Consider the following 26052-nt stretch of genomic DNA (forward strand, 5'->3'; position numbering starts at 1 on the left):
TTCGAGGTCCGGTTGCGAAACGGTTCGCGATCTCACTCGAACATCATCCAGGAGATGAACATGCAATGGACGACACCGGCATTCACCGATCTGCGCTTCGGCTTCGAAATCACGATGTATATCGCGACACGCTGATGCTGCGATGAAAGCGCGCCCGGGTCGATCGAACCCGGGCACGTCCCCTTCTCTTTCCGCTCCTCATGAACACCACGACTGCGCCCGCGCGGCCACGCTTGCGTGCGCCACTGAAGCTGCACTGGCATGCGGACATGAGCACATGCGAGATCGTGCATCCGCGCGGCAGCGTCGAACTCAACCGCAGTGCGGGCGAAATAATCGCGCGCTGCGATGGCACGCGCGAACTCGACGACATCATCGGCGAAATCGAAACGCGCTTCGGCACGTCGGGACTCGCCGCGGATGTGTATCGCTTCATCGATGAAGCCCGCCGCCTCGGCTGGCTCGACTGAACCCGCACTGTCACATCGGGCAACACGCCGGACGTCTCACTGCTCCACGATGCAACACACGAACATCAACGCCACGTGGCGGGCCTCTGCATGACATCGTCCAAGAGAACCACATGCAGCAAGGCACGCACGCACATGCATCGTCAATGGCACATGACTTGCCTTGATGACGTCGCAACCGTTTCGGATGGCTATCGAGATTCAAAGAAGACGTCGCACCGATAATACCCAGGAGACAACGATGAAGATCCGCTTCAGTCCGGCAATGCGCATCGCGGCCCTTGCTGCAGGCGTCGCTGCCACATTCACACTCGTTCAGCAGCATGCCATCGCGGCGGGCAGCACGCCTGCGCAGTATCCGGAAGTCAGCTATGAACGTCTCACGAGCGCTCAGGATGATCCGGGCTGGCTGACCTACTACCGCACGTATAACGGTCATGGACACTCGCCGCTCAAGCAGATCGACACGACGAATGTGAAGGGCTTGAAGCAGGCATGGAGCTACAAGTTTCCCAAGGACTTGCAGCAGGGCTTCGAAGCGACGCCCATCGTCAACGGACGCTTTCTCTTCGTGACGACGCCCAAGGACAACGTTTATGCCTTCGATGCCGCAACCGGCAAACAGCTCTGGAAATACGAGCCGAATCTCGATGCAAGATCGTTCAAGACCGCATGTTGCGATGTGATCAATCGCGGTGTCGCCTTGTACGGCAAGAACGTCTACGTCGCGATGCTGAACGGCGAAGTGGCCGCGCTCGATGCGCAAACGGGCGCGCTCGTATGGAAGAAGGCGATGTTCGATCCGGGCACCGGCTATGCGTTCTCGCTTGCGCCGCTCGCGCTGGATGGCGCGCTCGTCGTGGGCAGTGCGGGTGGCGAGTATGGCGCGCGCGGCTTCATCGCGGCACTCGATCCAAACGATGGCAAGGTGCTGTGGAAGCGCTTTACCGTGCCCGGCGCGAAGGAGCCCGGCGGCGACACCTGGCCCGATGGCATGCAGGAACACGGCGGCGCGCCCGCATGGCTCACCGGCACCTATGACGCCGCGAGCAAGACGCTCTATTGGGGCGTGGGCAATCCGGGACCGTGGCTCGCGGATCTTCGTCCCGGCGACAACCTCTATTCCGATTCGCTCCTCGCGCTCGATCCGAAAACCGGCGACCTCAAGTGGCACTATCAATACACGACGCATGACACGTGGGACTATGACGGCGTGAACACGCCCGTGCTCGCGAACATCAAGTATCAGGGTAAGGATTACGACGCGATCATTCACGCGGACCGCAACGGCTTCTTTCATGCAATCGATCGCAGCAACGGCAAGCTGATCTACGCGCGGCCCTTCGTCACCGCGACATCGGTCACGGGTTACACGGACGATGGCAAGCCGATTCAGGATGCATCGAAGTACCCGAAGACGGGCACGACCATCGAAACATGTCCGAGCTTTCTCGGCGGCAAGAACTGGTGGTCCGTTTCATACGATCCGCAAACGCATCTCGCGATCGTACCCGCCTTGCATGCGTGCATGTCCCTGTCGGGCAAGTCGGTGACTTACATGGAAGGTCTGCCCTATCTCGGCGAAGGCTTCGAGATCAAGCCCGAGCCCGGCAGCAAGGGCTACGGCGAGTTGCAGGCTATCGATGTCGATACCGGCAAGAAAGTCTGGAGCCACTGGAGCAAGCTGCCGTGGAACGGCGGCGTCGCGACGACGGCGGGCGGTCTCGCATTCAGCGGCTCGCTCGACGGCCATCTCTATGCGTTCGACGAAAAGACCGGCAAGGTCCTGTGGCAAAGCCCCAAGCTCGCGAGCGGCATAATCGCGCAGCCTTCGGTGTACGAGATCGACGGCAAGGAATACGTCGCGATCCTCGCGGGCTACGGCGGTGCGAATCCGATCTGGGGCGGCCCGATGGCGAAGGCCGCCGACAAGGTCCCGCGCGGCGGCACGCTCTATGTGTTCGCGCTCGATCGCACCTGACCCTTCCTGATCGAACCGCGAGCGCGCATCGTCGTGCGCTCGCGGTGTTCATCGACCTCATCGGACGCTTCGACATGAATCAATCCCTCAACTTCATGCGTGCCGTGTGCATGCTGGCCGCATGCATCGCCCTCACGCCGTCGGCATCCGATGCCGCCGTGAAGATCTGCACGTTTCCCGGCAGTCCGTCAGCTGCGCTGGATCGCAGCGTCGCGCAAGCGGTCTTCGCACGCGCCAACATCCCCGCGACCTTCGTCTCCAACGGAATAGGCGAAGGCGACGACGATGGCGTGTCGATCAAGGAACTCGACAAGACGCTCGCACGCGCATGCGATGTGATCGCCGGCTTCCCGCGCTCCGCCGTCGCCGATGCATCCGGCGGCAAGATGCAGTTTTCGCACGGCTATTTGCGTGCTGGCTATGTGAGCATCGAAGCTCCCGGCGCGGAACTGAAGGACGCCGCGAAGCGTACGGTCGCCGCGACCTACGCAAGCCCCGCGCAACTGATCGCCGTGCAACAGCCGGACGTGACGCTCGATCTCGAGAACACATCGGCATCGACGGTCGAAGCGGTGGCCAACGGTCGCGCGCAACGTGCGATCGTCTGGTATCCCGCGGTCGTTGCTTATCGCATCGCGCATCCGGAGCGCAGCTTCACCGTTGCGAACGCGGACTCACCGTATGCGGACTGGCATCTGGCGTTCGCATTCAGCGATAGAAGCGCCCCGTTGCGTGGACGCATCGACGATGCGCTCAAGGCAATGACCAACGACGGCCGCTTGCAGGCGCTGACGAAGCAATGGAGCTTGCCCGCGCAGACCGCTTCGGCTGCGCGCTATCTCGACACGCCGTCGACGGCATCGTTCCAGCATGGCGGCATCATGCTCGCGGATGCCAGCACAGCGCGCGCGGGACGCTTCATCAAGGTCGCGAACGAAGGCGCCGTCGAGCCGCCCACCTTCGAGCAGGCGCAAACGACGCACGGCAAGACCCTCTATTCGAGTTCGTGCGCGAAGTGTCACGGCGCGCAACTCCAGGGCATGACCGCGCCCGCGTTGCAGGGACCGTCGTTCGCACCGGCATCGAACTCGCATCTCACGGTAGGCGGCATCTTCAACTACATGGCGACCAACATGCCCGCGGATCGTCCCGGCAAGATGAAGGATCAGGACTATGCTGACATCATGGCGTTCCTGCTGATGTCGAATGGCTACAAGCCGGGTGGATCGAAGATGACCGCCGACAGCGCGCGCGCGTCGAAGCTGCCGCTCAACGCGGGACCCGCCCATTGAAATCGTCGACTTGATTACATCACGACGTGACATATAATCAAAATGTCGCGCGGGGCGGATCGACATCGGCCGCGGCGTGATGCAATGCGCAATTCGGCCGGCTCGAGCCGGCGGGAGGCCAGCGTCGTGCTGATCAACAATGATTTCGAAATCGGCTATCTTGTCGTGGTTTTCGCTTTGCTCGGCGTCATCCTGATCGGCGCGCTACTCACGGCGCTGCATCTGGATCGCTGGCATCCGAAGCTCATCAGCGCAGCCATCGGGGCGCTACTCGGGCTTGCGCTGATCGAAGCGGTCCCGATGCTCACCTGACGACACACCCTGACGTTTCGTCGAGACTTCGGTTCGTCGCGATACCGGGGCGGCACGCATGTTCAGCAAGAAAAGAACATGCGTTCCGCCTCGTTCCTGTTTTCCCTGAACATCCTCTTTCGACTCGCGCGCCGTGCTGCATTGGCATAATGCAGCACCGGGCGCGCGCATGCGCGTCTTCATCGTCTGATCCGTTTCATCACCGACCCGGACCGCATGACCGCGATCACCCGCACCCGACGCAAATTACGCACGTTTTTCGGCGCGCCCGAAGCAAGACGGCTTCTGCGCACCCTCATGAGCTGCGCGATCAGCTATGCCGCCGCGCGGCTCGCCACGCTGCCCGAAGGATACTGGGCGCTCATCACGACGCTCGTGATCGTCACGCAGCCGAGCCTCACGCAAGCCGTCGATACCGCGCGCGATCAGATCATCGGCGCATTCATCGGCGCGGTGGCGGGCGTGCTCGGCATCGTCGCGATGGAGCGTGGCGCGCCGCCGCTCGCCGTCTTTTCGGTCGCGCTCGTGCCGCTCGCCGCGTTGAGCGCCAAGCGCCCCGCGTTCAGGCTCGCATGCGTGACGCTCGTGATCGTCGTGCTGATTCCGGCAGGCCCGGGATCGCCCTTCGAGCGGCCGATGCATCGCGTGCTGGAGATATTGATCGGCGCGGCATCGTCGTTCGTCGTGTCGGCGCTCTGGCCGAATCGCGCGCTCGAAGCCGCGCATCGCAGCGTCGCGGATACCTTGAAGAGTCTCGGTCAGCTGATCGGCCTGTATCTGTCCGGCGCACCGGACGAAGCCCGCGCGATGCGCCTCGAAACCCACAGCACGGACGCTCAGAAAGCACTCGACGATGCGTTGAAGGAAGCCGAACGCGAGCACATCATCGTGCTGGTGCAGAACCGGCGCTCCGACGCCATCGACAAGGCCGCGCCCTTCCTGCGGCGCCTGCATGGCGACACGGCCTTTCTTGCAAAGGCCGTATCGCGCCTCGATCGCGAGCTATGCGCGGCCCGCCTCGGCGATACGGGCCGCAAGCTACAGGCTTTGTTCGAGACACTCGCGAGCGTGCTCGCGTCGAATCATCAGGAAGAAGCGCGGCTCGAACCCGTACGCGCGGCCGTCAGTGAACTCAAGGACATGCTTGCAGCGCAGGAGTCGGCGCATGGCGCGCAGGAAGTGGCGCAGTTCGTCGTCGGGCTGATCGTCGCGGATCTCGATGCGCTGATCGCGACGATCTATCCGCCGAAGGAATCATCGGCCTAACGCGAGAGGCCGCGCGCATCGATCGGCCAGATGTCCGTCACGCGCTCGCTGCGGTAGCACACGTATTCGTCGTAGAGATTCACGGTCGGATCGCAGTGTCCCGGCGGCAACCGAAGCCGCTCGCCGACGAGACCCGCGAAATCGGCGTCGGCATCATGTTGCGCCTGCAACATGCCGTGCTCGTCGTTCGCGGCGACGTAGCTCAACGCGGGCGCGCCGCTCGCGTCGAGCCAATGCACGCTGCGCGGCAAGCCCGAATCCACCGCGAGCCCTTTCAGGCCGACGTCGCACACGGCCATGCCGGGCCGCGTCGCGCTCATGATCGTCGATAGCACGAAAAGACTGTGACGCCAGCGCAATTCACCGCTCCAGCCGATGCCGCCGTAGTCGCCATCCATGAAGAGGTACGAGCCCGGTTGCAGTTCGGTGAAGACGCCGCTCGCGGCATCGAACTCGACCGTGCCCGTGCCGCCGCCCGTCACGACGCCGCAACGCACGCCGCGTGCATCGAGCGCGCGCACATAGCGTGCGGCGGTGTCCGCGGCGCGATTCGCTTCGCTCTTGCGTGCGCTCCAGTCCGCGACGTGCTGTATGCCGCCGTGATACGCCTGAATGCCCGCGAAGCGCAAGGCGCGTTGTTCCGCAATGCCGTCGACGAGCGCGAGCAGCGCATCCTCGCTCGTCACGCCGCAGCGATGCTGGCCAGCATCGATTTCGGGCAGCACGTCGATCGTCACGCCCGCACGCGCCGCCGCATCGCCGAGCGCGCGCACTTGCGGCAACGCATCCACGCACACCGAAAGCCGCACATGCGATGCGAGTTCGACAGCCATCGCCAGCTTGTCCGCGCCGACGAACTCGTTGCTCACATGAATGCTGCCGATGCCCGCGCGCGCGAACGGATACGCCTCCGACAGCTTCTGGCAGCACACGCCGACCGCGCCCGCTTCGACCTGGCGCTTTGCGATCTCGCTGGACTTGTGCGCCTTCGCATGCGGACGCAATGCAACGCCATGCCGCACAGCGAACGCGGACATCGCGGCGAGATTCGCGTCGAAGGCGTCGAGATCGATCGTCAGGGACGGCGTGGCGACGGTTGCAAGCATGTCGCCCACGCGGGCGGCACAAGGAGGGATGAGCGTCATGGCGGATCGTGGCGATGGAGTTGAATCAGGCATTCTGCATGATGAATGCATAAAACCGTTTGCACATTTGTCGACATCATGCCGGAACTTCCGTTTCGAGAATCGCGCCTTCGTCCTTGAGCGCCCGAATGCGCGCGTCGTCGAACCCGTATTCACCGAGCACTTCGCCGGTGTGCTGTCCGAGCAGCGGCGCGGGCCGCGAGGCCTGCGTGCGCCCCTCGGAGAAGTGAATCGGCAAGCCGATGCCGCGCATCGGGCCCGCGAGCGGATGGTCCGTCTCCACGATCATCCCGCGCGCGACGGCCTGCTCGTGCGACGACGCTTCCGGCACGCCGAGCACCGCGCCGCTCGGCAGGCCGATCTCGTCGAAACTTGCGAGCCATGCATCGGTGGTGCGCTCGACGAGACGCGCGCCCAGAATTTCGACAAGCGCCTCGCGATGTTTCAGACGGCCTGCATTGGTCTGGAAACGTTCGTCTTCGGCGAGTCCGGGGATGTTCAACACGCCGACCAGACGCTCGTAGTTGCTTTGATTCGCCGCGCCGATGTTGACCCAGCCGTCGCGCGTGCGGAACGCCTGGTACGGCGCACTGGTCGGATTCGCCGAGCCGGCCTTGGGCAACACCGTGCCGTCCGCGAAGTAGTTGGCGAACGCCCAGTACATCTGCTGCAGACCAGCTTCGAAGAGCGACGTATCGACCATCTGTCCGAGGCCGGTCGCCTGCTTTCGCGCATACGCCGCGCTGATGCCGAGCGCGGCCAGAATGCCCGCGTTGATATCGGTGACGGGCGAGCCTGCCTTGATGGGCGCCTGCCCCGGCTCGCCGGTCATGCTCATCAGACCGCTCAGGCCTTGTGCGATGAGATCGAAGCCGCCCTTGTCGGCCATCGGCCCGCTGCGGCCATAGCCCGATATCGCGCAATAGATGAGGCCGGGATTCATCGCCTTGAGCGTGTCGTAGCCCATGCCGAGCTTTTCCATCGTGCCGCGTCGATAGTTCTCCGTCACCACGTCCGCGCTCGCGAGCATCCTTGCGAGCACTTCCTTGCCACCTGCTGTCTTCAGATTGAGGGCGATGCCGCGCTTGTTGCGGTTCACGATCATGAACGATGCCGATTCGCCGCTCGGGAGGATCGGCGCGAACCGTCTGCAATCGTCGCCGCCGGGGATCTTCTCGACCTTGATGACGTCGGCGCCCATGTCCGCGAGCATCATCCCGCAGATCGGCCCCGACATGATGTGCGCAAGCTCGATCACGCGCATGCCTGCAAGCGGTCCCGCGCCGGGCGCGGCCGCTGGTTTCGTGTCTGCCATGTCAACGTCCCTTGAATTGCGGCTTGAGCTTGTCGAGGAAGGCCTGGTAGCCGGTGCGGAAATCCTCGGTGCCGAAGCAGGCGAAGCCTTCGTCGCGTTCATCGTCGGTGAGCGGCGCGGGGTCCATCACGCGGCGCACGAACTGCTTGTGCCAGCGCGCGACGAGCGGCGCGCCGTCCGCGATGCGTCTTGCGGTTTCGTACGCGTGCGCGTTGACTTCCGCGTCCGCGACCACGCGCGTGACGAGCCCTTTCGCCAGCGCTTCCTTTGCATCGAAGATGCGCCCTTCGAGCAGGATCTCGAGCGCTGCCGCCGGACCCGCGAGACGCACGAGGCCTTCCATTTCCGCGTGCGCCATCACGAGCCCGAGGTTCTTGATGGGCACGCCGAAGCGGCTCGACTCGCCACAGATGCGCAGATCGCACATCGCCGCGATCTCCAGCCCACCGCCGACGCAGATGCCATGAATCATCGCGACGATCGGATGCCGGCACTCGCGCAATGCATTCAAAGTGCGATGCATGATTGCGCCGTAAGCCCTCGCCTGCTCGACGTTCGCGCGATCGGTCCGGAACTCCCCAATGTCGTTGCCAGGCGAGAACGCCTTCTCGCCCGCGCCGCGCAGCACGATGCAACGCAGGGTGTCATCGCGGGAAAGCGTCTCGATGGTCTCGCCGAGCGCGCGCCACAGATGCTTCGTCATCGCGTTGAGCTTTTCGGGCCGGTCGATCACGACTGTCACGATATCGCCGTCGCGCTCGGTCAGGATGGATGGTTCCGCCACATCGCCTCCTTAAAATGAATGCTGCATGCGTTATTCAATGGGGTTCAATGCATGCAAAATGCATTGAACCGCTGCGCCAGTCGGATCACACGAACTTGCGCGCGTCCGCTGCGTCCTTGTTCTCGTCCTCCACTTCGAGCGCGTGGTCCGGGCGCATCGTGAACGAGAGAACGATGCCCGCGCCCATCAGGATCATCGACACGGTGAACGGCAGGTTCCAGTTGCCGGTGCGGTCGATCAGCCAGCCGCCCACCACCGGGCTGATGATGGCCGCCAGCGCAGATCCGGAATTCATGATGCCGGATGCGGTACCCGAGTGCTTCGGCGCGATATCCATCGGCACGGACCACATCGGGCCGATCGTCATCTCATTGAAGAAGAAGCCGGCCGAAAGACACACTGCCGCGAGCGTGATCGAAATATCGGAGACGAGCATGATCGGCGCGAGCGACAGCAGCGTCAGGAACATGCACACGCCGACCATCACGTTGCGCGCGAGGCGCACATTGCCGCTCTTTCTCAGGATGCGGTCGGTCAGCGAGCCGCCGAACCAGTCGCCGAGCACGCCCGCGAAGAACACGCCCGACGCGAAGAGCGCCGACTTGCCCAGTTGCATGTGATAGCTGTGCAGGAAGTATTGCGGAATCCAGCCGAGGAAGAGCCACAACACCCATCCATAGCAGAAGTACACGGCGGTGACGGGCGCCATGCGGCCGAGCAGCTTGCGCCACGGCACCGGCGTGCGTTGCTTCACGCCCGAGTAATTCGCGAGCGTCGCGCACTCGGTTTCGGTGATGCGCGGATGATCGCGCGGATTGTCGCGGAAGTAGAAGACCCACGCCACGGCCCACACAAAACTGATGATCCCGGTGATGATGAACGCGCCGCGCCAGCTCGTCGCGACCATCAGCCAGACGATGAGCGGCGGCGCCACCGCATTGCCGATGCGCGAAGCTGCATGCGTAATGCCTTGTGCAAAACCGCGCTGGTCGGCGGGCATCCAGTTGGACATCGCGCGCGTCGCGGTCGGGAAGGTCGCGCCTTCGCCGAGACCGAGCAGCACGCGCGCCACGATCAGCGAGAAAAAGCCGCCCGCCAGACCCGTCAGCACGGTCGCGCCCGCCCAGATGATCGCGCAAAGCGTGAGCGTGCGCCGCGGCCCGAAGCGGTCGCCCACCCATCCACCGATGATCTGAAACACCAGATACGGATACGCGAACGCGGAAAACACGAAACCGACTTGCGTGTGCGACAGGCCCAGCTCAGCGCCGAACTGGCTCGCCGCGGTGCTGACATTGACCCGGTCGATATAGGTGATGAAATACATCGCGCATAGCAGTAACAAAACGCGCGTCGTGGCTCGACGGAACATCATCGTCTCCTTGTGTAACCGCGTGCGTGTACGCACGCCCTCGAATAATCGAGTGGCGCCGGATGTCACGGCATGCGGAACTTCCCGTGGGTACGTCGGATGAGGATTGCGGCTCGATCTGCGTCGGCTTACTGCATTCTGCGGCGCAGCTTGCGAATGCGTGGTTTGCGCGGTGATGTCATGAGCTTGTCTCCTGGTCGCGGCTCGTCACTGTCCGCTGTTTATGTTTCAGTGAATGAAAATGTGGTGTCGCCGCCGTCAATCCTCCGCATCGAGCGCCATTGCGAGCACGCGTGCGACGTGCAGCGCCTCGCGTTGCGCGCCATCCGCGATCTGATGACGGCAGCTGGTGCCGTCCGCGACGATCAGCGCGTCGCCCGCGCCACGCACGGCGGGCAGCAGCGACAGCTCCGCCATCGCCTGCGATGCTTCGTAGTGCTCCGCTTCATATCCGAAGCTGCCCGCCATGCCGCAGCACGACGATTCGATCGTCTTGACATCGAGCGCCGGAATCCAGCCGAGCACCGTTTCGATGGGGCGCACGGCATCGAACGCTTTCTGATGGCAATGTCCGTGCAGCATCGCCTTCGGCCGATCGAGCGCCTTGAGCTTCAGACGCAGCCTGCCTGCCGCCTCTTCGCGCACGAGAAATTCCTCGAAGAGAAACGACGCTTGCGCGAGCTTGCGTGCGGCATCGCCATAGCCGTATCCGAGAAACTCGTCGCGCAAGGAAAGCAGGCACGATGGCTCGAGTCCGACGATCGCCACGCCGCGCTCGACATACGGCATGAGCGCATCGAGCGCGCGGCGCGCTTCGGCCTTCGCTTCATCGACGAGACCGGTTGAAAGAAACGTGCGCCCGCAACACAGCGGCCGCTCGCCCCGCTTCACGTTGTGATGAACCGTGTAGCCCGCCGCTTCGAGCACGCGTTGCGCAGCGCGCGCGTTCTCCGGCTCCATGTAGTTGTTGAAGGTATCGACGAAGAGCAGGACTTCATTGGTTGCGGATGCAACTGGTTTGTCCGCCGCATCGGCGAGAAAGGGCTTCGTGAAGCGGGGAAACGCTCTTTGCGACGCGAGACCGAGCTTCGCCTTCACCCAGCGCGCGACGCCCGGCATGTTCGCCTCGAATGCGTTGGATAACGCGGGCATGCGGCTCGCATACGGCGCATAGCGCGGCAGAAACGCAATCAGCCGCTCGCGCAGACGCACGCCATGACGCTGTGTCCACGCGGCGCGCGCTTCGATCTTGATGCGCGCCATATCGACACCTGTCGGGCAATCGCGCTTGCAGCCCTTGCACGATACGCACAGATCGAGCACGTCCTTCACATCCTGGCTTGCGAGGCCGTCATCGCCCAGTTGACCCGACAACGCGAGCCGCAACGTGTTCGCCCGGCCACGCGTGACGTGTTGCTCATCCTTCGTGATGCGATAGCTCGGGCACATCGTGCCTGCATCGAACTTGCGGCAATGGCCGTTGTTGTTGCACATTTCGACCGCTTTCGCGAGACCGCCCGACAGATCGCCGCCTGAACCCGGCGTGCCCTCTTCACCGGTCAGCGGATCGCGCGTGACGTTCCATGCGGACCAGTCGAGACTTGGCGTCGATGCGCGCTCGCGATATGAAGGCGGAAAGCGGAAATTGCTCGCGTCGTCCATCTTCGGCGGTGCGACGATGCGGTCCGGGCTCAGCCGATTCTCCGGATCGAAGAGCTGCTTGATATCGCGAAACGCCGCGTTGATGCGCGGGCCGTATTGCCACGCGACCCATTCGCCGCGGCACAAACCATCGCCGTGTTCGCCCGAGAATGCGCCCTTGTATTCGCGCACCATCGCCGCGGCTTCTTCGGCGATCGCGCGCATCTTCACGGCGCCGTCGCGGCGCATGTCGAGAATCGGCCGCACATGCAGCGTGCCGACGCTCGCGTGTGCGTACCAGGTGCCTTCGGTTCCGTGCTTCCTGAAGACCTCGGTCAGGCGGCTCGTGTAATCGGCGAGATGCTCGAGCGGCACCGCGCAATCCTCGATGAAGGACACCGGCTTGCCGTCGCCCTTCATGCTCATCATGATGTTGAGGCCCGCCTTGCGCACTTCCCACAGCGCCTTTTGCGGTCCCGCATCGGGCATCTGCACGACCGAGCCCGGCAGGCCGAGATCGCTCATCAGTTCGACCAGTTGCGCGAGTCTTGCAACTTGCGTGTCGCGATCCGCGCCCGCGAACTCGACGAGCAGGATCGCTTCCGGCTCGCCCACCAGGGCTTTTTCGATCACGGACCGGAAGGCCGGATTCGACATCGAGAGATCGATCATCGTTCGATCGACCAGTTCCACCGCGACGGGTCCGAGCTTGACGATATGCTGCGTCATGTCCATCGCATCGTGGAAGCTCGGGAAGTTCACGACGCCGAGCGTCTTGTGCGCGGGCAGCGGTGCGAGCTTCAACGTCAACTGGCGGCTGAAGGCGAGCGTGCCTTCCGATCCGACCAGCAGATTCGCGAGATTCGGTTCGCCGCTGTCGCTGAAGGCAAGCGGGCTCTGGCAGTCGAACAGATCGAGGTTATAGCCGGCCACGCGCCGCAGCACCTTCGGAATGCGCTCGCGCAGTTCCTGTTGCTCACGCATCGCGATGCCGCGCACGCCGTCGACGAGATCGCGCGTACGCACATCGGTCGTCATGGTCGAGAGCCTGCCGAACCGCGCTTCGTGACCATCGGCGAGGATCGCGTCGATCGCGTCGACGTTATGCACCATGATCCCGTATTCCATCGAGCGCGAGCCGCACGAGTTGTTGCCCGCCATGCCGCCGATCGTGCATTGCGCGCTCGTCGATACATCCACCGGAAACCACAGACCATGGGACTTAAGCCACGCATTCAGATGATCGAGCACGACGCCCGGCTCCACCGTGACCGTGCGCGCTTCCTTGTCGAAGTGAACGATGTTGTTGAGCCACTTCGTCGTATCGATGACGAGCGCCTCGCCGATCGTCTGCCCGCATTGACTCGTGCCCGCGCCGCGCGCGAGCACGCTCGCGTGAGTGTCGCGGGCGATCTGTAGCGCGAGGCGCAAGTCGTCCTGATCCCTCGGCACCACGACGCCGAGCGGCATGATCTGATAGATCGACGCATCGGTGGCGTAGCGCCCGCGCGATGCGCGATCGAACAGCACGTCGCCCTTCAGCTCGCGTTGCAGGCGCGCCTGCAGCGGCGTCGGCGTCGACGCGAGGCGCGCGCGCGCCGATGCGGGCATCAGATGTATCGGCTTCACCAGCCGGTCTGTGGGGGAATTGAGCATTTTGAGTGCGTTATGCGAAATGCAATTCGACGGCAGGCAGTCCTTCGATGACACCGACCGCCGTGCCGGTCGCCGCCGGAAATGCGAGGCCGGTGTAAGAGCCCGCCGTGAGCACGGTCCCGCGCTCGACGGCAAGCCCGCGCGACACGGCGTGATTCACCGTCCACGCGAGCAGACGGCGCGGGTCGCCCGCCGGGTTCGCCGGTTCACCCTGAAAGAGCGGTGCGCCTTCGAAGTCGAATGTCATCGTGGGCGCGATGAACGGAAACGCCGCGTCGTATGGAACGCCCTCGCTCACGATCAGCGCGCCGTGGTTCTGCAGATCGGCAAGCTGCCAGGGCTTTTCGACGTCGGGCCATGCGGCGAAACGGCTCGCCACCACTTCGATCGCGGCGTGCACGGACTCGATCGCGTCGATCACTTCATCATCGCGATACGGGCCGCTGTGCGGTTCGAAGCGCCGGCCGAGAATGAACGCCACTTCGAGTTCGAGGCCAGCCTTGCCGAACGCATGCATCGAGAGACGTGCGCCCGAGCGATGCACGCCATCGGCGGGAAGCGGCGCGCCCTGAATCGGGCCGTCATGCGATTTCGCGCCGACTTTCCATCCACCGATGTCCGCGCGCAGCGCACGCAGCGTCGCTTCCTGCGCGGCGTAGGCCTGGTCGGCGTCCGCCGGGCGCGTGCCCTCCGCCAACGCATCGAGCTGCGCGTGATGCGCGCGTGCCTCCACGAAAAGCCGTGCGAGCGCGTCGGCGCCGAACGCGGCGCTCATGCGGCCGCCTTCAGCGCGGGCTTTGCTACGTGACTCGTCAGATAGTCCATCGCCGCCGTCACGCCACTGCCCTTCAGTTCGATGCCCGCTAGCTTCAAACCCATCTCGCAGCCCGAGAGCGCGGCCATCAGCGTGAGGTCGTTGCAATCGCCGAGGTGGCCGATGCGGAACATGCGGCCCTTCACCTTGCCGAGCCCCGTGCCGAGCGACATGTCGAAATGTTCGTAGATGAGCTTGCGCACCGCGTCGGCATCGACGCCTTCGGGTGTCATCACGCCCGTGAGCACCGGCGAGTACACGGCGGGATCGGCACATTGAATCTCGAGCCCCCACGCGGTGACCGCCGCGCGACACGCCGCCGCGAGCCGTTGATGGCGCGCGAACACGTTGTCGAGTCCTTCGCCGAGAATCATGTCGAGCGCTTCGGACAGGCCGTAAAGCAGGTTCGTGTTCGGCGTGTAAGGCCAGTAACCCTGCCTGTTCATCTCGATGATGTCGGTCCAGTCCCAGAACGCGCGCGGCAGCGCGGCGCGCTTCGAGGCTTCGCGTGCCTTCTCCGATACCGCGTTGAAGCTGATTCCCGGCGGCAGCATCAAACCCTTTTGCGAGCCGGACACGGTCACGTCCACGCCCCATTCGTCATGGCGATAGTCGGCGGATGCGAGGCCCGAGATCGTGTCCACCATCAGCAGCGCGGGATGCTTCGCCGCGTCGATGGCGCGTCGCACGGCGGCGATGTCCGAGGTCACGCCCGTCGAAGTTTCGTTGTGCACGACGCAAACGGCCTTGATCGTGTGCTGTGTATCGTCGCGAAGGCGTTTCTCGATCGCGTCGGCCTGCACGCCGCGCCGCCATCCTTCGATGCCGGGCAGACCCAGAAACTCGGGCTTCAGCCCAAGGTTCTCGGCCATCTTCTTCCACAGCGTCGCGAAGTGGCCGGTCTCGTACATCAGCACCGTATCGCCCGGACTAAGCGTGTTGACGAGCGCCGCCTCCCATGCGCCCGTGCCCGATGCGGGATAGATCACCACAGGCTGGCTCGTCTTGAAGATCCGCTTGATGCCGTCGAGCACCTTCAGACCGAGCGCGCCGAACTCCGGACCGCGATGGTCGATGGTGGGATAGCTCATCGCGCGCAGGATGCGATCGGGCACCGGGCTCGGCCCCGGAATCTGCAGAAAGTGACGGCCGGCAGGATGGGAATCGAGCTTCAGCATAGGTCTGCGTCCTCTAAAATGTAATTTTGCATGCAAAATACAATAACGCAGCAGGTCGGGCACGTAAAGGAATTCATAGGCCGAACGGCCTAGGGATAACCCGCTGGCGGTTTTTTCCGCTATCGCTGGGTTAAAATTGCCGCAAATGGAATCAGAGGTATTGAATGCAAAATCCCGATCTACCAGAAACGCACGTTTCTTCGCCACTACCGAAGGTGGAGCGGCTGCGCCTGCACGACACCGTCGTCGATCACTTGCGCGGCTTCATCGTCGAGGGACTGCTCGCGCCCGGCGTCAAACTCAACGAGCGCAAACTGTGCGAGACGCTCGGCATCTCCCGCACGCCTTTACGTGAAGCGCTGAAAGTGCTGGCCGCCGAGGGTTTGATCGAGATATCGCCGAACCGCGGCGCGTCGGTATCGCAGATGAGCGAGTTCGAGATTCGCGAGATGTTCGAATTGATGAGCGGACTCGAAGCTTTTTCGGGTGAGCTGGCGTGCGAGCGCATCACGCCGCTCGAGATCGCCGAGATCAAGGCGCTGCATTACGCGATGCTCGCGTGTCGCGCGCAGAACGACCTCTCCGGCTACTACAGCCGCAACCAGGCCATTCACGACAGGATCAACGAAGCTGCACGCAACACGGCCTTGCGTCAGACCTACGTGTCGATCAACCGGCGCCTGATGGCGCTGCGCTTTCGTTCGAACTTCCAGACGCCGAAATGGGACAGCGCCATTCGCGATCACGAAGAGATGATCGAGGCGCTGGAGACGCGCGATGGCAAGCGCATGGGCGAAATTCTGCGCAAGCATCTGCTCTCCAAGCGCGATGCGGTGCTCGCGGAGCGCACGCTGTCGACGGTGAAGGCCGCCGCGCCGAAAAAGCGTGCGGCGAACCAGTCATCTCGGGATCTGGACGCTGACGAATAGCACGGTCGGGTGATTTCCCGGAGCCCACGGTAGGATACGGACCTACGGCCGTCAGAGCCTTCCACCGGGGAATACGTTGACCAGGATTCAAGGGCTATGCATCGCGCTCGGCGCGGTGCTCGTCATCACGGGCTTTTCGCTCTACCACTCAGCGGATTTCGACGCGGCGCAGGCTGGAATGGACCGGCAAACCGTCGATTGCCTCACGCGCGGACTCACGCACGACGAAAAAGCCCGCATCGCCCGGTTGACCGCGATGCATGACCGCGAGGGGCTTCGTCCTGTTTATACCGAAGTGCTCACACGCTGCATCGTGCGCTCCGACCAATGGGAGCGACGCCCTCAACTCGTCACGAGCGCACGCGACATCCTTTCCCGCGATCCGGAATTCAGGCAGTTGCTGAACGCGAGTTCGATGGAACTCGCGCGGCGTCCCTGAAGGAGACGCATCGGTCAAGCCGTCAGTCCGCTACCCGCGCCGGGTTGAACCTGGCCGCGCGTGCTCGCGCCATGCGCGCTCAGGACGGCTATTTCATGCTGCGCGTAGTGCGTGACCGGCGCGACGGCCGCCAGCGCTGCGGTGATGACGATGGCGACGATGCTGATCGAAAAGGCGTTCATGGTCGGCTCCCTTGGCGATGTTGATTGAAACGTTGCGTTCGATGGAATGGATTGTCGTCGCCGAGAGTTAGCAAAGAATGAGCGTGCGCCGGCCGTATATGCGTGCCGGGGTAAGATCGGCATGCATTCGACCATCGCACAAAACGGCATTCAAAATGCATTCGACATTCGACACATCGACCGCCACGCTCGAACTGCCCTTCAAGCAGCCTTTCGACTGGACACGCATGCTGAAATTCATCGGCGGGCGGGCGTCGGCGGGCGTGGAGTCAGTCGAGGACGGCGTGTATCGGCGCGCGATCGAATGGCATGGCGGCGACGGCACCGTCGAAGTCCGGCCGCATGAGCGCAAGCATCGGCTCGTGGTGACGGTCGAAGGCGCGGCGTCGCGTCATGCGGACGAACTCGCCGCGCCGCTCGCGCGCATGTTCGATCTGCACGCCGAGCCGCGCGAGATCGCCCGTTGTCTCGCCGGCGATCCGGTTCTCGCACCGCTCGTCGAAGCCGCGCCGGGCCTGCGCGTGCCGGGCGCGTGGTCCGGCTTCGAGCTCGTGGTGCGGACGATCGTCGGCCAGCAGGTGAGCGTGAAAGGCGCGTCGACGATCATGAACCGCATCGTGCAGCGCGCCGGCAAGAGGATAGAGGGGCATCCGAATGAAGGCACGGCGTGGCGCTTTCCGACGCCTGCCGAGCTTGCCGCCGCCGATCTGGAGAAGATCGGCATGCCGACCAAGCGTATCGAGACGGTGCAGCGCTTCGCGCGTGCGGTCGCCACGGGCGCGCTGCCGCTCGATGAACCCGGCGCGGATGCCGAATTGCTGAAACGCGAGATGCTCGCCATGCCGGGCATCGGGCCGTGGACCGTCGGCTACGTCGCGATGCGCGCCCTGCGCGACCCCGACGCATGGCCCGATGCCGATCTCGTTCTCATGCAGGCGATCGCGCGCCGCGATCCGTCGCTTGCGAAACCCGCCCAGCAGCGCGCACGCACCGAACGCTGGCGTCCCTGGCGTGCGTATGCGGCGATGCATCTCTGGAATGGGGTGGCGATGGAAACGGGGCTTGCGCGCGGGGGATGAACTGGCGTGCAACATCACGCATGCAGAATGCCAGCGGCACCATCCGTCGCGAACACCGCCGCGATCATTTAGTTCTGTTGTCTTAAAAATGGACTAATCTGCATCGAGCGGCCGAACGCCGTCGACACACGAAGAAGCGCTGACGAAACGCCATCGGGAGACGCTCATGAACGCATCATCCCTCGACGCGCAGGACTCGAACCATGTCCCGATCGCGCCGCGCGTGCAGAAGATCGTCGTTGCGATACACGGCATCGGCAATCAGTTGCATAGCGACACGGTGCGTTCGGTAGCGAGCCAGTTCGGCGCGCGCTACGACCCGCCGCTGCCCGTCATGCCGCTCGGCTATTTCGACATTGCGGGCGTCGGCGAAGTCGATGTACGCCAGCTCGATCTGCCACCTGGCGGCCCCTACACCCCTGAGCAACGCGACTTCTATTCCGCGCTTGGTTTCGCCGAAGTGTATTGGGCGGATATTCCGCGCGAAGTCGTCAAGCAGGACGACACGCTCGAAGAAAGCAAGGCATGGGGACTCTCGATCGTGAGCCGCGCGCAGGCCGCCTACATGCTCAACGTCGACGAGCGCAAGCTCGAACCCGCCGATTTCTCGCTCGCGTCGGGCGTCGTCGAGGAAGTCGTCGAGACAGTGGCCGTCATGCAGAGCCTGCTCGCGGTCACGGAGAAGGCCGGCATCTTCAAGTTCGATCTCGCGCCCATGCTGCGCGATTATGTCGGCGATGTTCAGCTCGTCGCGGATTTCCGGCAGCATCGCGATACCATCGTGTTCCGCTTTCATCGCGTGATGGAGCGGCTCGTCGCGCTCGTGACCGAGCGTTGCCAGTGTCCGCCCGAGGTGTATATCGTCGCGCACAGCGAAGGGACGGTGATCAGCTTTCTCGGCATTCTTCAGGCGCTCGCCACGCCCACCGTGAGCGATCCGAAGGACGGCAAGCAGATCATCAGCACCGAGTGGGTGCAAAGCCTGCGCGGCTTCATGACCATCGGCTCGCCCATCGACAAGCACATTCTGTTATGGCCGAAACTGTGGGAAGGCATGACGCTGAAAAGCGAAATGCAGGGCGATGCCGTCGCGCAGGTCGAACGCCCCGGCGGTTCCATCACGCTGCCCTCGCGCATCAAGTGGCGCAACTATTATGACTTCGGTGACCCGGTCGGCTTCGCGCTCGATACGGCGCGCGCCTATCTCGATCATCACGATTGCAAGGCGTTCGAATTCGAGCCGGCGCATGACATCGGCTTCTCGCGCTACTGGCTGCCGGGCAAGGCGCACACGGACTACTGGACCGATAGCGATGTCTTCGGTCACTTCATCGAGAATGTCGTGCTCGATAGAAGCACCACAAAAGCCCCGCAAAACAGGCGTTTTCGCGGCATCGTTAGCACGGCGATTCCCTACTTGCTGAGCTTCGCGCTGCATCTTCTCGCCGTGTTCTTCATCTACAAGGCCGTCACGGCCTCGTCCGATTCCGGCGCGGGCGGAACCAGCAGCGCGCCCGAGTTCATCTATCTCACGCGCTCGGTGTTCGCACTCGCATGCCTGCTGATGGGCACGACGGTCGCGGCGCGTATTCCGCGTCTCGTCAAGGCGCGCGGCGCGAAGCGCACGGGTGCGTGGCTGCGCTGGCGCGTGGTGGCGCTGCTCGCCTTCGTCGCGGGCGCGTCAGTCTTCTGGTTCGTATTGCTCAGCGGCGTGGCCGCATTTCTCGCGAGCCCGTTCGCGGATCTGCTGCATCGCGATGACGCCGATCCCGTCGTCGGCAAGGCGGTCTTCGTGCTGGCCGGACTCGTGTGCGCGATCAGCGGCTGGCTCGCGCCACGCAAACCGCGTGTGGGCCGCCGCGTGCTCGTCGCGCTCGGCACCGTGATGATGACGTTGATCGTCGGCGTGAGGTTATGGGGCGATCTGGCAGGCAAGCCGATATGGCCTGTCGTGCTCGGTGGCGCGTTCTTTCTCTACGCATGGTGGCTCGCGATTCTGATCTTCGATCTCGCGTTCGTGTGGCATCGCTATGTGCGCAATTCCGTCGCGCTCGATACGCTGCGCGCGTGGCGCGAAAATCGATGCGATGCGCAGCCCAGGCCCATCATGTCGATGCGGACGAAGGCCGCAAGCAAGTGATGCGCAATCAGCCATGCAGCACGAGCTTCTGCACGCGCCAGTTGAGCAACTCCGCAACGAACAACGTATTTTCCGCCGGACACGCCATCTCATGAATCCATCCGAATTGCTTCAACTGCTTGCCCGAGCGTCCGAGCACGCCGAGCAGTTTTCCATCGAGCGATAACTTGTAGATGCGCCCGGGAAACGCATCGGCGGAATACAACACCTGATTCGGTCCCGGTGAAATGCAGATGGCCCAGGGCGAACCGGGCGCGAAGGTACCTGCTGCGATTGCGGCTTCATCGGGCATATTGCCGATGGCCGGACGCGCATCCGATGGCACGGGCACGTCGATCGTGAATTGCCGCTGGAAGTTTCCCTCGCCGTCGAAGACCTGAATGCGCCGGTTGCTGCGATCGGCGACATAGACCATGCCGTTAGCATCGACGGCAATGCTGTGAGGCGTATGGAACTGACCCGGACCCTTGCCGCGATCGCCCCACGACTTGAGCCAGTTGCCGTCCTTGTCCACCTTCGCGACCCGCGAGTTGATGTATCCGTCGCTGATGTAGGTATTGCCGGCCGCATCCCATGCGACATCGGTCACCTGACGGAAACGCCCCGGCTCCGAAGGCAACGGCGGATTCGGATGCTTGAGCGGCGCGGTCTCTTCGTCGGATGCTTCCTGCTTGCGGCCGAACACCATCGCGACGCGCCCTTCGGGCGTGAACTTGATGATCATGTCCGAGCCCTTGTCGGTGACCCAGACGTTGTCCTGCCGATCCACCTTGACTGTATGCGCGAACGACCACGCATACAGGTTATGCCCGATCTCGCGCACGAAGCGTCCATTGCGGTCGAATTCGAGCAACTGGGCCGCGGCCGCGCCATAGGCCGGACCGGTACTATTGCCGCGCGAGAGCACGAAGACATGTCCCGCCGAATTGAGCGCGACGCCGGAGCATTCGCCGAAGTACACGTCGCGCGGCAGTTGCACCGGATCGGGAACGGAATCGTAGGGAATGGACGGTACGTCGTTATCGGCGTACGCGAGATGCGGAAACAGCGCGAGCGCGGCGGCGCCCTGGCCCGCGAGCGCCAGAAAGCGACGACGGCTTGCAGCGCCCGGCGTCGTGTCGCAACATGGACAGTACATCGAGTGTCGAAGACTCACTGTAACCCTCCTCTCGTTCGAGACGCGAGGAAAAGTGTAGTGCATGAATCGCATCATTCACATGCGCGTGTTCTCATCGCTTTCAATACTGAAAGGACATCATGACTGAAGCGCTGCAATACCAGGTTCGAATCCGGCTCGCGCCCGAGTACGCCGACCTGGCGCGTCGAGACCCGGCAAACGAAAAGCTCGCATCCATCAACGCGCTGCTGATCCAGCACGACGCCCAATTGCAATGCCAGTACGACGCCTTCGCCGACTACGTGGCGCACGCGGAGCGCGATGGCATCGAGCACTATCCGCTGTATCGATGGACACGCGAAACCATCGAAAATCCCGCGAAAAAAGCGAAATATCTGCAAGCATTCACGCTCTATGTGAATGGCGACGAAGTCTATGACAAGCCACTTGCCGATGCGCTCGAAGCCGGTCTCCGCGCTCTCGCGAGCGATGCAATCACCGATATCCGCACGTTCGACACAAACCCCGCGCACAATCCGCAGCCGCCTTCGAATAACAATTCATGAGGTTGACGTCGTGCATCGATCACGTTAAGGTTTGGTAAATCAACCAAAACACGGACCCCGCCCCGTGCAGGATCGTCGACAAACCATACTCGAAGCCGCCCTCGCCACGTTGCGCGAGGAAGGTTATTCGGGCTTCACGCAACCGCGCGTCGCTGCGCGCGCGGGCGTGCGTCAGAGTCACCTCACCTATTACTTCCCGACGCGTCTTGCCTTGATCGAAGCCGTCGCGCGCGCCGCGATCGACGGTCAGCTCGCCGCCGTCGATGCCTTCGCGGGTGAAGCGTCGCCCAAGGTCACCGCGGCATCGATCGCCAATGTCGCGATGCGCCACGAAAACACGCGCGTATTGATGGCGCTTGCGCAAGCCGCCGACGAAGAACCGACCATCCGCAGTCTCTTTCGCGAACTGGCCGAGGGCATCGCGGTTCGCATCACGCGCATGCTCGAAGCAATGGGCCTCGCCGTCACGAAGGAGCATGTGTCGATGGTGCATGCGCTCGTCGTCGGCCTCGCGGTCATCGATCTCGCGGTCGGGCGCACGGACGGCAAGCGTCGCGCGAGCACGTCCATCGAAATCCTGTTCTCGCTGCTGCCGCCCGCCGAATCGCAAGCGTCGTGAGCGCTGCGCTCACGCGTTGCGCGCGTCGAGCCATTCGAGGATATTGCGCACTGTATCGCCATAAAACGTGCGATACAGTTCTTCCGATACATAACCGATATGCGGCGTCGCGAGCACGTTCGGCAGCGCGCGCAGCGGGTCGTTCGCGGCGAGCGGCTCTTCATCGTAGACGTCGAGGGCCGCGCCCGCGAGCCTGTGCGACTGCAACGCAGCGACCAACGCATCACGATCGACGATCGGCCCGCGCGACGTGTTCACGAGCCGGCTCGTCGGCTTCATCTGCGCGAATTCCTTCGCGCCGACGAGATGATGCGTGCGCTCGCTCAGCCGCAGGTGAACCGAGAGCACGTCGGAGGTCGTGAAGAGCGTGTCCTTGTCGACGAGCTGCACGCCTTTTTCCTCCGCGCGCTCGCGCGTGAGGTTCTGACTCCACGCGATCACGTTCATGCGAAACGCGCGACCGATCACGCCGACCGCCGATCCCACGCGTCCGAGACCGAGCAGGCCGAGCGTCTTGCCCGCCAGCTCCGTGCCGAGCGCGGTCTGCCAGCCGCCCTCCTTGAGCGAGCGGTTTTCGGCGGCGATGTTGCGCGTCATCGCGAGAATCAGTGCCCATGTGAATTCGATCGTCGGCGTGGACTGGTAGCCGGTGTGCCGCACCTCGACGCCGCGCTCGGCCGCGGCCTTCAGATCGATCGATGCATTGGCCGCGCCCGTCGACGCGATCAGCTTCAGATTCGGCAGATGCTCGATGATGTCCCGCGAGAACGGCGTGCGCTCGCGCATCGCGCAGACGACGTCGAACGGGCGCAGGCGTTCCAGCAGCGCGCCGCGCTCGGCGATGTGGTCGTTGAACACGGTGATCGCGGCGCGTGAGTCGAGCGGCGACCAGTCGGCCATGGAAAGCGCGACGTTCTGATAGTCGTCGAGGACGGCGACCTTGATCGGATTGGATGTGGCCATGGCGGTTTCGATTGTTGTGACGAATGGATTGGACGACAGCAGCCAGTGTGACGCAATGCGCGAATTCATGTCGCGCACGGCTTTCGACAGACTCGGCAAAATGCCGCAGAACCTTGCTGCATAAGGCGGTCAGCTATGACATAGGTTGAAATAAGTTACCGCGGGACTTCGCGCGACCGTTTCTCTATAGTCACTTCCGTCGCCACTCGAAACGCAACGTGGCCTAAGGAACCGAGAAGGACATCCCGTGAAAAACAGATCGACTTTCGCTTCAAACGTCCGCGTTGCCCCCGCCTCCGACGCGGCGCCGGCCAAACGCCGCGCGCGCCATCTGCTCGTCATCGCGGCAGCCGCCGCCCTCACGCTGTGCAGCAGCTCCGCTTTCGCTGGCTGGGCGCACGGCGGCACGGCCTACACCGGCCGCGGCGAATATCAGGGCGCGCACGCCGGTTCCTGCGGCGGCGGCAGTTGCTCGCATGCGGGCGGCGTCGAAAATCCGTGGGGCCGCGTCGCCACCAACTCGGGCACCGTGACGCGCACCTCGCCCGGCCAGTTCTCCAACTCGGGCACCGCCTACGGCCCCAACGGACGCTCGGTGCAACACGCAGGCGACACGAGCTGCGCCGGCGGCAGCTGCTCGCACACCGGCAGCGCGACCGGCCCGAACGGCAAGACCGCGACCGGCAGCGATACCGTGACGCGCACGGCGCCGGGCCAATACTCATCGTCGGGCGCGGTGACGGGGCCGAACGGCAACACGTCGACGCACTCGGCATCGACGAACTGCGCGGGCTACACCTGCAACCGCTCCGGCACCGTCAACACCGCGAACGGTGGTACGGTCACACATGCGGGCAGCGCGACGAGCGTCGCGCCGGGCGTCGTCACCACGTCGGGTTCGGCGACGGTCACGAACGGCTCGCACAGCACGACGGTCGTCGGCGGCGGCACGGTCACATCGGGCACGACGGTGGTCGCGACCACGCCGGTCGTCACCGGAACGACGATCGTCGCCGCACCGGTGGTCGTGCCGCCGCCCACGCCGCCGACGACGACCGTAGTGGTCGCGCCGCCCCCGCCTTCGTCGACGGTCGTGGTCACGCCGCCCCCGCCGCCGCCCGCGAAGACGGTGTATGTCGCGCCGGCTGTGAAGACGGTCTATGTCGCTCCGCCGGTGAAGACGGTTTATGTCGCACCGCCGCCTCCGCCGGTGAAGACCGTGTACATCGTGCCGCGTCGCGCGATCTGGATTCCCGGCCACTTCGTCGGCGCCGTCTGGGTCCCCGCACACTGGGCATAAACAGGCGACACCACCACACAAAGGCCGGCCGCATGCGTGCCGGCCTTGTCGTTTTATGCGCGTCCCGCGCTACACTGCGAGTCAACGCCGCTTCCGACACAGACACGACATGCTGCATGTCTTTTCCTTCCGCCCATGACGAGGCATCGGATGAAGCGCCCGCACCTGCCTCGCGATCATGCGAAAGGCGTCCTGCACGACATCACGTGGACGGCCGGTCCTGTCGTGCTGGTCATTGCGATCATCGTCGCACTCGTCTACTGGCTCGTCGATCCCGCGCCGCCCAAGACCATCACGATGAGCACGGGTCAGCCCGACAGCTCGTTCTACGTCATCTCGCAGGAATACGCGAAGATCCTCGCGCGCAATGGCATCACGCTGAAGGTGCTGCCGTCGGACGGCTCCGTGCAGAATCTCGAACGTCTGCTCGATCCGAAACAGCATGTCGATCTCGCGCTCGTGCAGGGCGGCATCGCGACGCGCGATGAGGCCTCGAAGCTGATGTCGCTCGGCAGCGTGTCGTATGTGCCGCTCGTCGTGTTCTATCGCGGCAAGGGGCTCACGTTGCTGTCGCAACTCGAAGGCAAGCGCATTGCCATAGGGCGCGAAGGCAGCGGCACGCGCATGCTGTCGCTCAAGCTGCTGGACGCGAACGGCATTCACGCGGGCGGGGATACGCAGCTTCTGCCGACCGACGGCCTGCAAGCCGCCACCCAACTCGTCAGCAACGAAGCCGATGCGGTGTTCCTCTCCGGCGATTCCGCCACGCGCGGCCTGATGTTGCGGCTCTTGCGCGTGCCCGGCATCTCGGTGATGGATTTCAAGGAAGCGCGCGCCTATACGCGCCTTTTCCCCTATCTCGACGAGATCGAACTTCCGCCCGGCGTGCTCGATCTGGGCCGGCGCATTCCGCCGGAGACCGTGCATCTGATCAGCCCGACTGTGGAACTGGTCGCGCGGCAGAGTCTGCATCCGGCGCTATCCGATCTGCTGATCGAGGCCGCACAGGAAGTGCACGGCACGGCCGGATTGCTGCAGCGCGCGGGGCAATTCCCGAGCGCCGCCGCGCATGAGTTTCCGATCAGCGAGGACGCGAGCCGCTATTACCGTTCGGGCAAGAGCTTCCTCTATCGCGCGCTGCCGTTCTGGGTCGCGAATATCGCGGATCGCGCGCTGGTGCTGTTGCTGCCCATCGCGGTGCTGATCTTTCCGGCGCTGCGGCTCGTGCCCGCGCTCTATCGATGGCGCGTGCGCTCGCGCATCTATCGCTATTACGGCGCGCTGATCGCGGTGGAGCGCAGCGCGATGCGCGTCAACACCGACGACGAGCGGCGCGCGTTATTGGTCGAACTCGATTACATCGAGGAATCGCTCGACACGCTCAGACTGCCGCTCGCCCATGCCGATGCACTCTACGTATTGCGCGAGCATGTCAGCTTCGTGCGAGCGCGTCTGAGCGAAGGGTCGCGCCGCGAAAAGAGCATGATCTAGC

At 63.8% G+C, this 26052-nt stretch carries 24 protein-coding genes; 14 read left to right on the forward strand and 10 right to left on the reverse strand.

The window, feature by feature from the left end:
* Window positions 1–60 precede the first annotated feature (60 nt).
* The 6 genes from pqqA to NK8_RS30155 all read left to right on the forward strand — a co-directional run bounded on the left by pqqA (window position 61) and on the right by NK8_RS30155 (window position 5321).
* Window positions 61–135 (forward strand): pyrroloquinoline quinone precursor peptide PqqA, encoded by a 75-nt coding sequence (gene pqqA, locus NK8_RS30130; RefSeq protein WP_008347847.1) that lies wholly within the window; start codon window positions 61–63, stop codon window positions 133–135.
* A 134-nt stretch (window positions 136–269) separates the two neighbouring features.
* Entirely contained in the window at window positions 270–470 is a 201-nt protein-coding gene (gene pqqD, locus NK8_RS30135; protein WP_301549908.1) for a pyrroloquinoline quinone biosynthesis peptide chaperone PqqD, read from the forward strand.
* 241 nt (window positions 471–711) lie between these two features.
* Entirely contained in the window at window positions 712–2451 is a 1740-nt protein-coding gene (locus NK8_RS30140; protein WP_213231805.1) for a methanol/ethanol family PQQ-dependent dehydrogenase, read from the forward strand.
* 74 nt (window positions 2452–2525) lie between these two features.
* Entirely contained in the window at window positions 2526–3743 is a 1218-nt protein-coding gene (locus NK8_RS30145) for a transporter substrate-binding domain-containing protein (RefSeq protein ID WP_213231807.1), read from the forward strand.
* Window positions 3744–3869: 126 nt separating this feature from the next.
* Window positions 3870–4055, forward strand: coding sequence for a hypothetical protein (locus tag NK8_RS30150; protein WP_162070716.1), 186 nt, complete (start codon window positions 3870–3872; stop codon window positions 4053–4055).
* A gap of 216 nt (window positions 4056–4271) precedes the next feature.
* On the forward strand, window positions 4272–5321 hold the full coding sequence (locus tag NK8_RS30155) for an aromatic acid exporter family protein (protein ID WP_213231809.1): 1050 nt from the start codon (window positions 4272–4274) through the stop codon (window positions 5319–5321).
* Here the strand turns inward: NK8_RS30155 and NK8_RS30160 are convergent.
* The 7 genes from NK8_RS30160 to NK8_RS30190 form a co-directional block, all read right to left on the reverse strand.
* Window positions 5318–6466 carry a DSD1 family PLP-dependent enzyme gene (locus tag NK8_RS30160; protein WP_213231811.1) on the reverse strand — a complete coding sequence of 383 codons (1149 nt, stop codon included), beginning with the start codon at window positions 6464–6466 and terminating at the stop codon, window positions 5318–5320. The genes NK8_RS30155 and NK8_RS30160 overlap by 4 nt on opposite strands.
* A 76-nt stretch (window positions 6467–6542) precedes the next feature.
* A complete protein-coding gene (locus NK8_RS30165; protein ID WP_225936426.1) occupies window positions 6543–7781 on the reverse strand; it encodes a CaiB/BaiF CoA-transferase family protein in 1239 nt (412 codons plus the stop codon).
* Window position 7782: 1 nt separating this feature from the next.
* Window positions 7783–8565 (reverse strand): enoyl-CoA hydratase/isomerase family protein, encoded by a 783-nt coding sequence (locus tag NK8_RS30170; protein WP_213231813.1) that lies wholly within the window; start codon window positions 8563–8565, stop codon window positions 7783–7785.
* A gap of 85 nt (window positions 8566–8650) precedes the next feature.
* Window positions 8651–9940 (reverse strand): MFS transporter, encoded by a 1290-nt coding sequence (locus NK8_RS30175; protein ID WP_213231815.1) that lies wholly within the window; start codon window positions 9938–9940, stop codon window positions 8651–8653.
* A gap of 255 nt (window positions 9941–10195) precedes the next feature.
* A complete protein-coding gene (locus NK8_RS30180) occupies window positions 10196–13234 on the reverse strand; it encodes an FAD-binding and (Fe-S)-binding domain-containing protein (RefSeq protein WP_213231817.1) in 3039 nt (1012 codons plus the stop codon).
* A 10-nt stretch (window positions 13235–13244) separates the two neighbouring features.
* Complete coding sequence (locus NK8_RS30185) at window positions 13245–14009, reverse strand: fumarylacetoacetate hydrolase family protein (protein WP_213231819.1); 765 nt, start codon at window positions 14007–14009, stop codon at window positions 13245–13247.
* Window positions 14006–15226, reverse strand: coding sequence for an alanine--glyoxylate aminotransferase family protein (locus tag NK8_RS30190; RefSeq protein WP_213231821.1), 1221 nt, complete (start codon window positions 15224–15226; stop codon window positions 14006–14008). Before NK8_RS30190 ends, NK8_RS30185 begins: the two co-directional genes overlap by 4 nt.
* A gap of 164 nt (window positions 15227–15390) precedes the next feature.
* Between NK8_RS30190 and NK8_RS30195 the strand changes: the two genes are divergently transcribed.
* Window positions 15391–16155, forward strand: a complete 765-nt coding sequence (locus tag NK8_RS30195; RefSeq protein WP_213231823.1) for a GntR family transcriptional regulator — start codon at window positions 15391–15393, stop codon at window positions 16153–16155.
* A 76-nt stretch (window positions 16156–16231) separates the two neighbouring features.
* Window positions 16232–16594 (forward strand): hypothetical protein, encoded by a 363-nt coding sequence (locus tag NK8_RS30200; protein ID WP_213231824.1) that lies wholly within the window; start codon window positions 16232–16234, stop codon window positions 16592–16594.
* 14 nt (window positions 16595–16608) lie between these two features.
* Here the strand turns inward: NK8_RS30200 and NK8_RS30205 are convergent, their stop codons facing one another.
* Window positions 16609–16776: a hypothetical protein gene (locus tag NK8_RS30205; protein WP_213231825.1), complete on the reverse strand. Its 168-nt coding sequence runs from the start codon at window positions 16774–16776 to the stop codon at window positions 16609–16611.
* A gap of 155 nt (window positions 16777–16931) precedes the next feature.
* On the opposite strand from NK8_RS30205, the gene NK8_RS30210 reads away from it, so the two are divergent.
* On the forward strand, window positions 16932–17855 hold the full coding sequence (locus tag NK8_RS30210) for a DNA-3-methyladenine glycosylase (RefSeq protein ID WP_213231826.1): 924 nt from the start codon (window positions 16932–16934) through the stop codon (window positions 17853–17855).
* A 166-nt stretch (window positions 17856–18021) separates the two neighbouring features.
* Window positions 18022–19995, forward strand: a complete 1974-nt coding sequence (locus tag NK8_RS30215; RefSeq protein WP_213231827.1) for an MFS transporter — start codon at window positions 18022–18024, stop codon at window positions 19993–19995.
* 7 nt (window positions 19996–20002) lie between these two features.
* Here the strand turns inward: NK8_RS30215 and NK8_RS30220 are convergent, their stop codons facing one another.
* Window positions 20003–21151: a peptidyl-alpha-hydroxyglycine alpha-amidating lyase family protein gene (locus NK8_RS30220; protein ID WP_213231828.1), complete on the reverse strand. Its 1149-nt coding sequence runs from the start codon at window positions 21149–21151 to the stop codon at window positions 20003–20005.
* A gap of 101 nt (window positions 21152–21252) precedes the next feature.
* Here NK8_RS30220 and NK8_RS30225 point away from each other — a divergent pair, with 101 nt between their 5' ends.
* Complete coding sequence (locus tag NK8_RS30225; RefSeq protein ID WP_213231829.1) at window positions 21253–21678, forward strand: hypothetical protein; 426 nt, start codon at window positions 21253–21255, stop codon at window positions 21676–21678.
* Window positions 21679–21742: 64 nt separating this feature from the next.
* The gene (locus NK8_RS30230; protein ID WP_162070703.1) at window positions 21743–22297 is read left to right on the forward strand and encodes a TetR/AcrR family transcriptional regulator; all 555 of its coding nucleotides are present in this window, start codon (window positions 21743–21745) and stop codon (window positions 22295–22297) included.
* Between the two features lie 9 nt (window positions 22298–22306).
* On the opposite strand, the gene NK8_RS30235 is transcribed toward NK8_RS30230, so the two are convergent.
* A complete protein-coding gene (locus tag NK8_RS30235) occupies window positions 22307–23260 on the reverse strand; it encodes a D-2-hydroxyacid dehydrogenase family protein (protein WP_213231831.1) in 954 nt (317 codons plus the stop codon).
* A gap of 247 nt (window positions 23261–23507) precedes the next feature.
* Here NK8_RS30235 and NK8_RS30240 point away from each other — a divergent pair, with 247 nt between their 5' ends.
* A complete protein-coding gene (locus NK8_RS30240; RefSeq protein ID WP_213231833.1) occupies window positions 23508–24560 on the forward strand; it encodes a hypothetical protein in 1053 nt (350 codons plus the stop codon).
* A 135-nt stretch (window positions 24561–24695) separates the two neighbouring features.
* Window positions 24696–26051 carry a TAXI family TRAP transporter solute-binding subunit gene (locus NK8_RS30245; RefSeq protein WP_162070700.1) on the forward strand — a complete coding sequence of 452 codons (1356 nt, stop codon included), beginning with the start codon at window positions 24696–24698 and terminating at the stop codon, window positions 26049–26051.
* The last annotated feature ends 1 nt before the right edge of the window (window position 26052 follow it).

Source organism: Caballeronia sp. NK8 (assembly GCF_018408855.1).
In the GTDB taxonomy this organism is placed as follows: domain Bacteria; phylum Pseudomonadota; class Gammaproteobacteria; order Burkholderiales; family Burkholderiaceae; genus Caballeronia.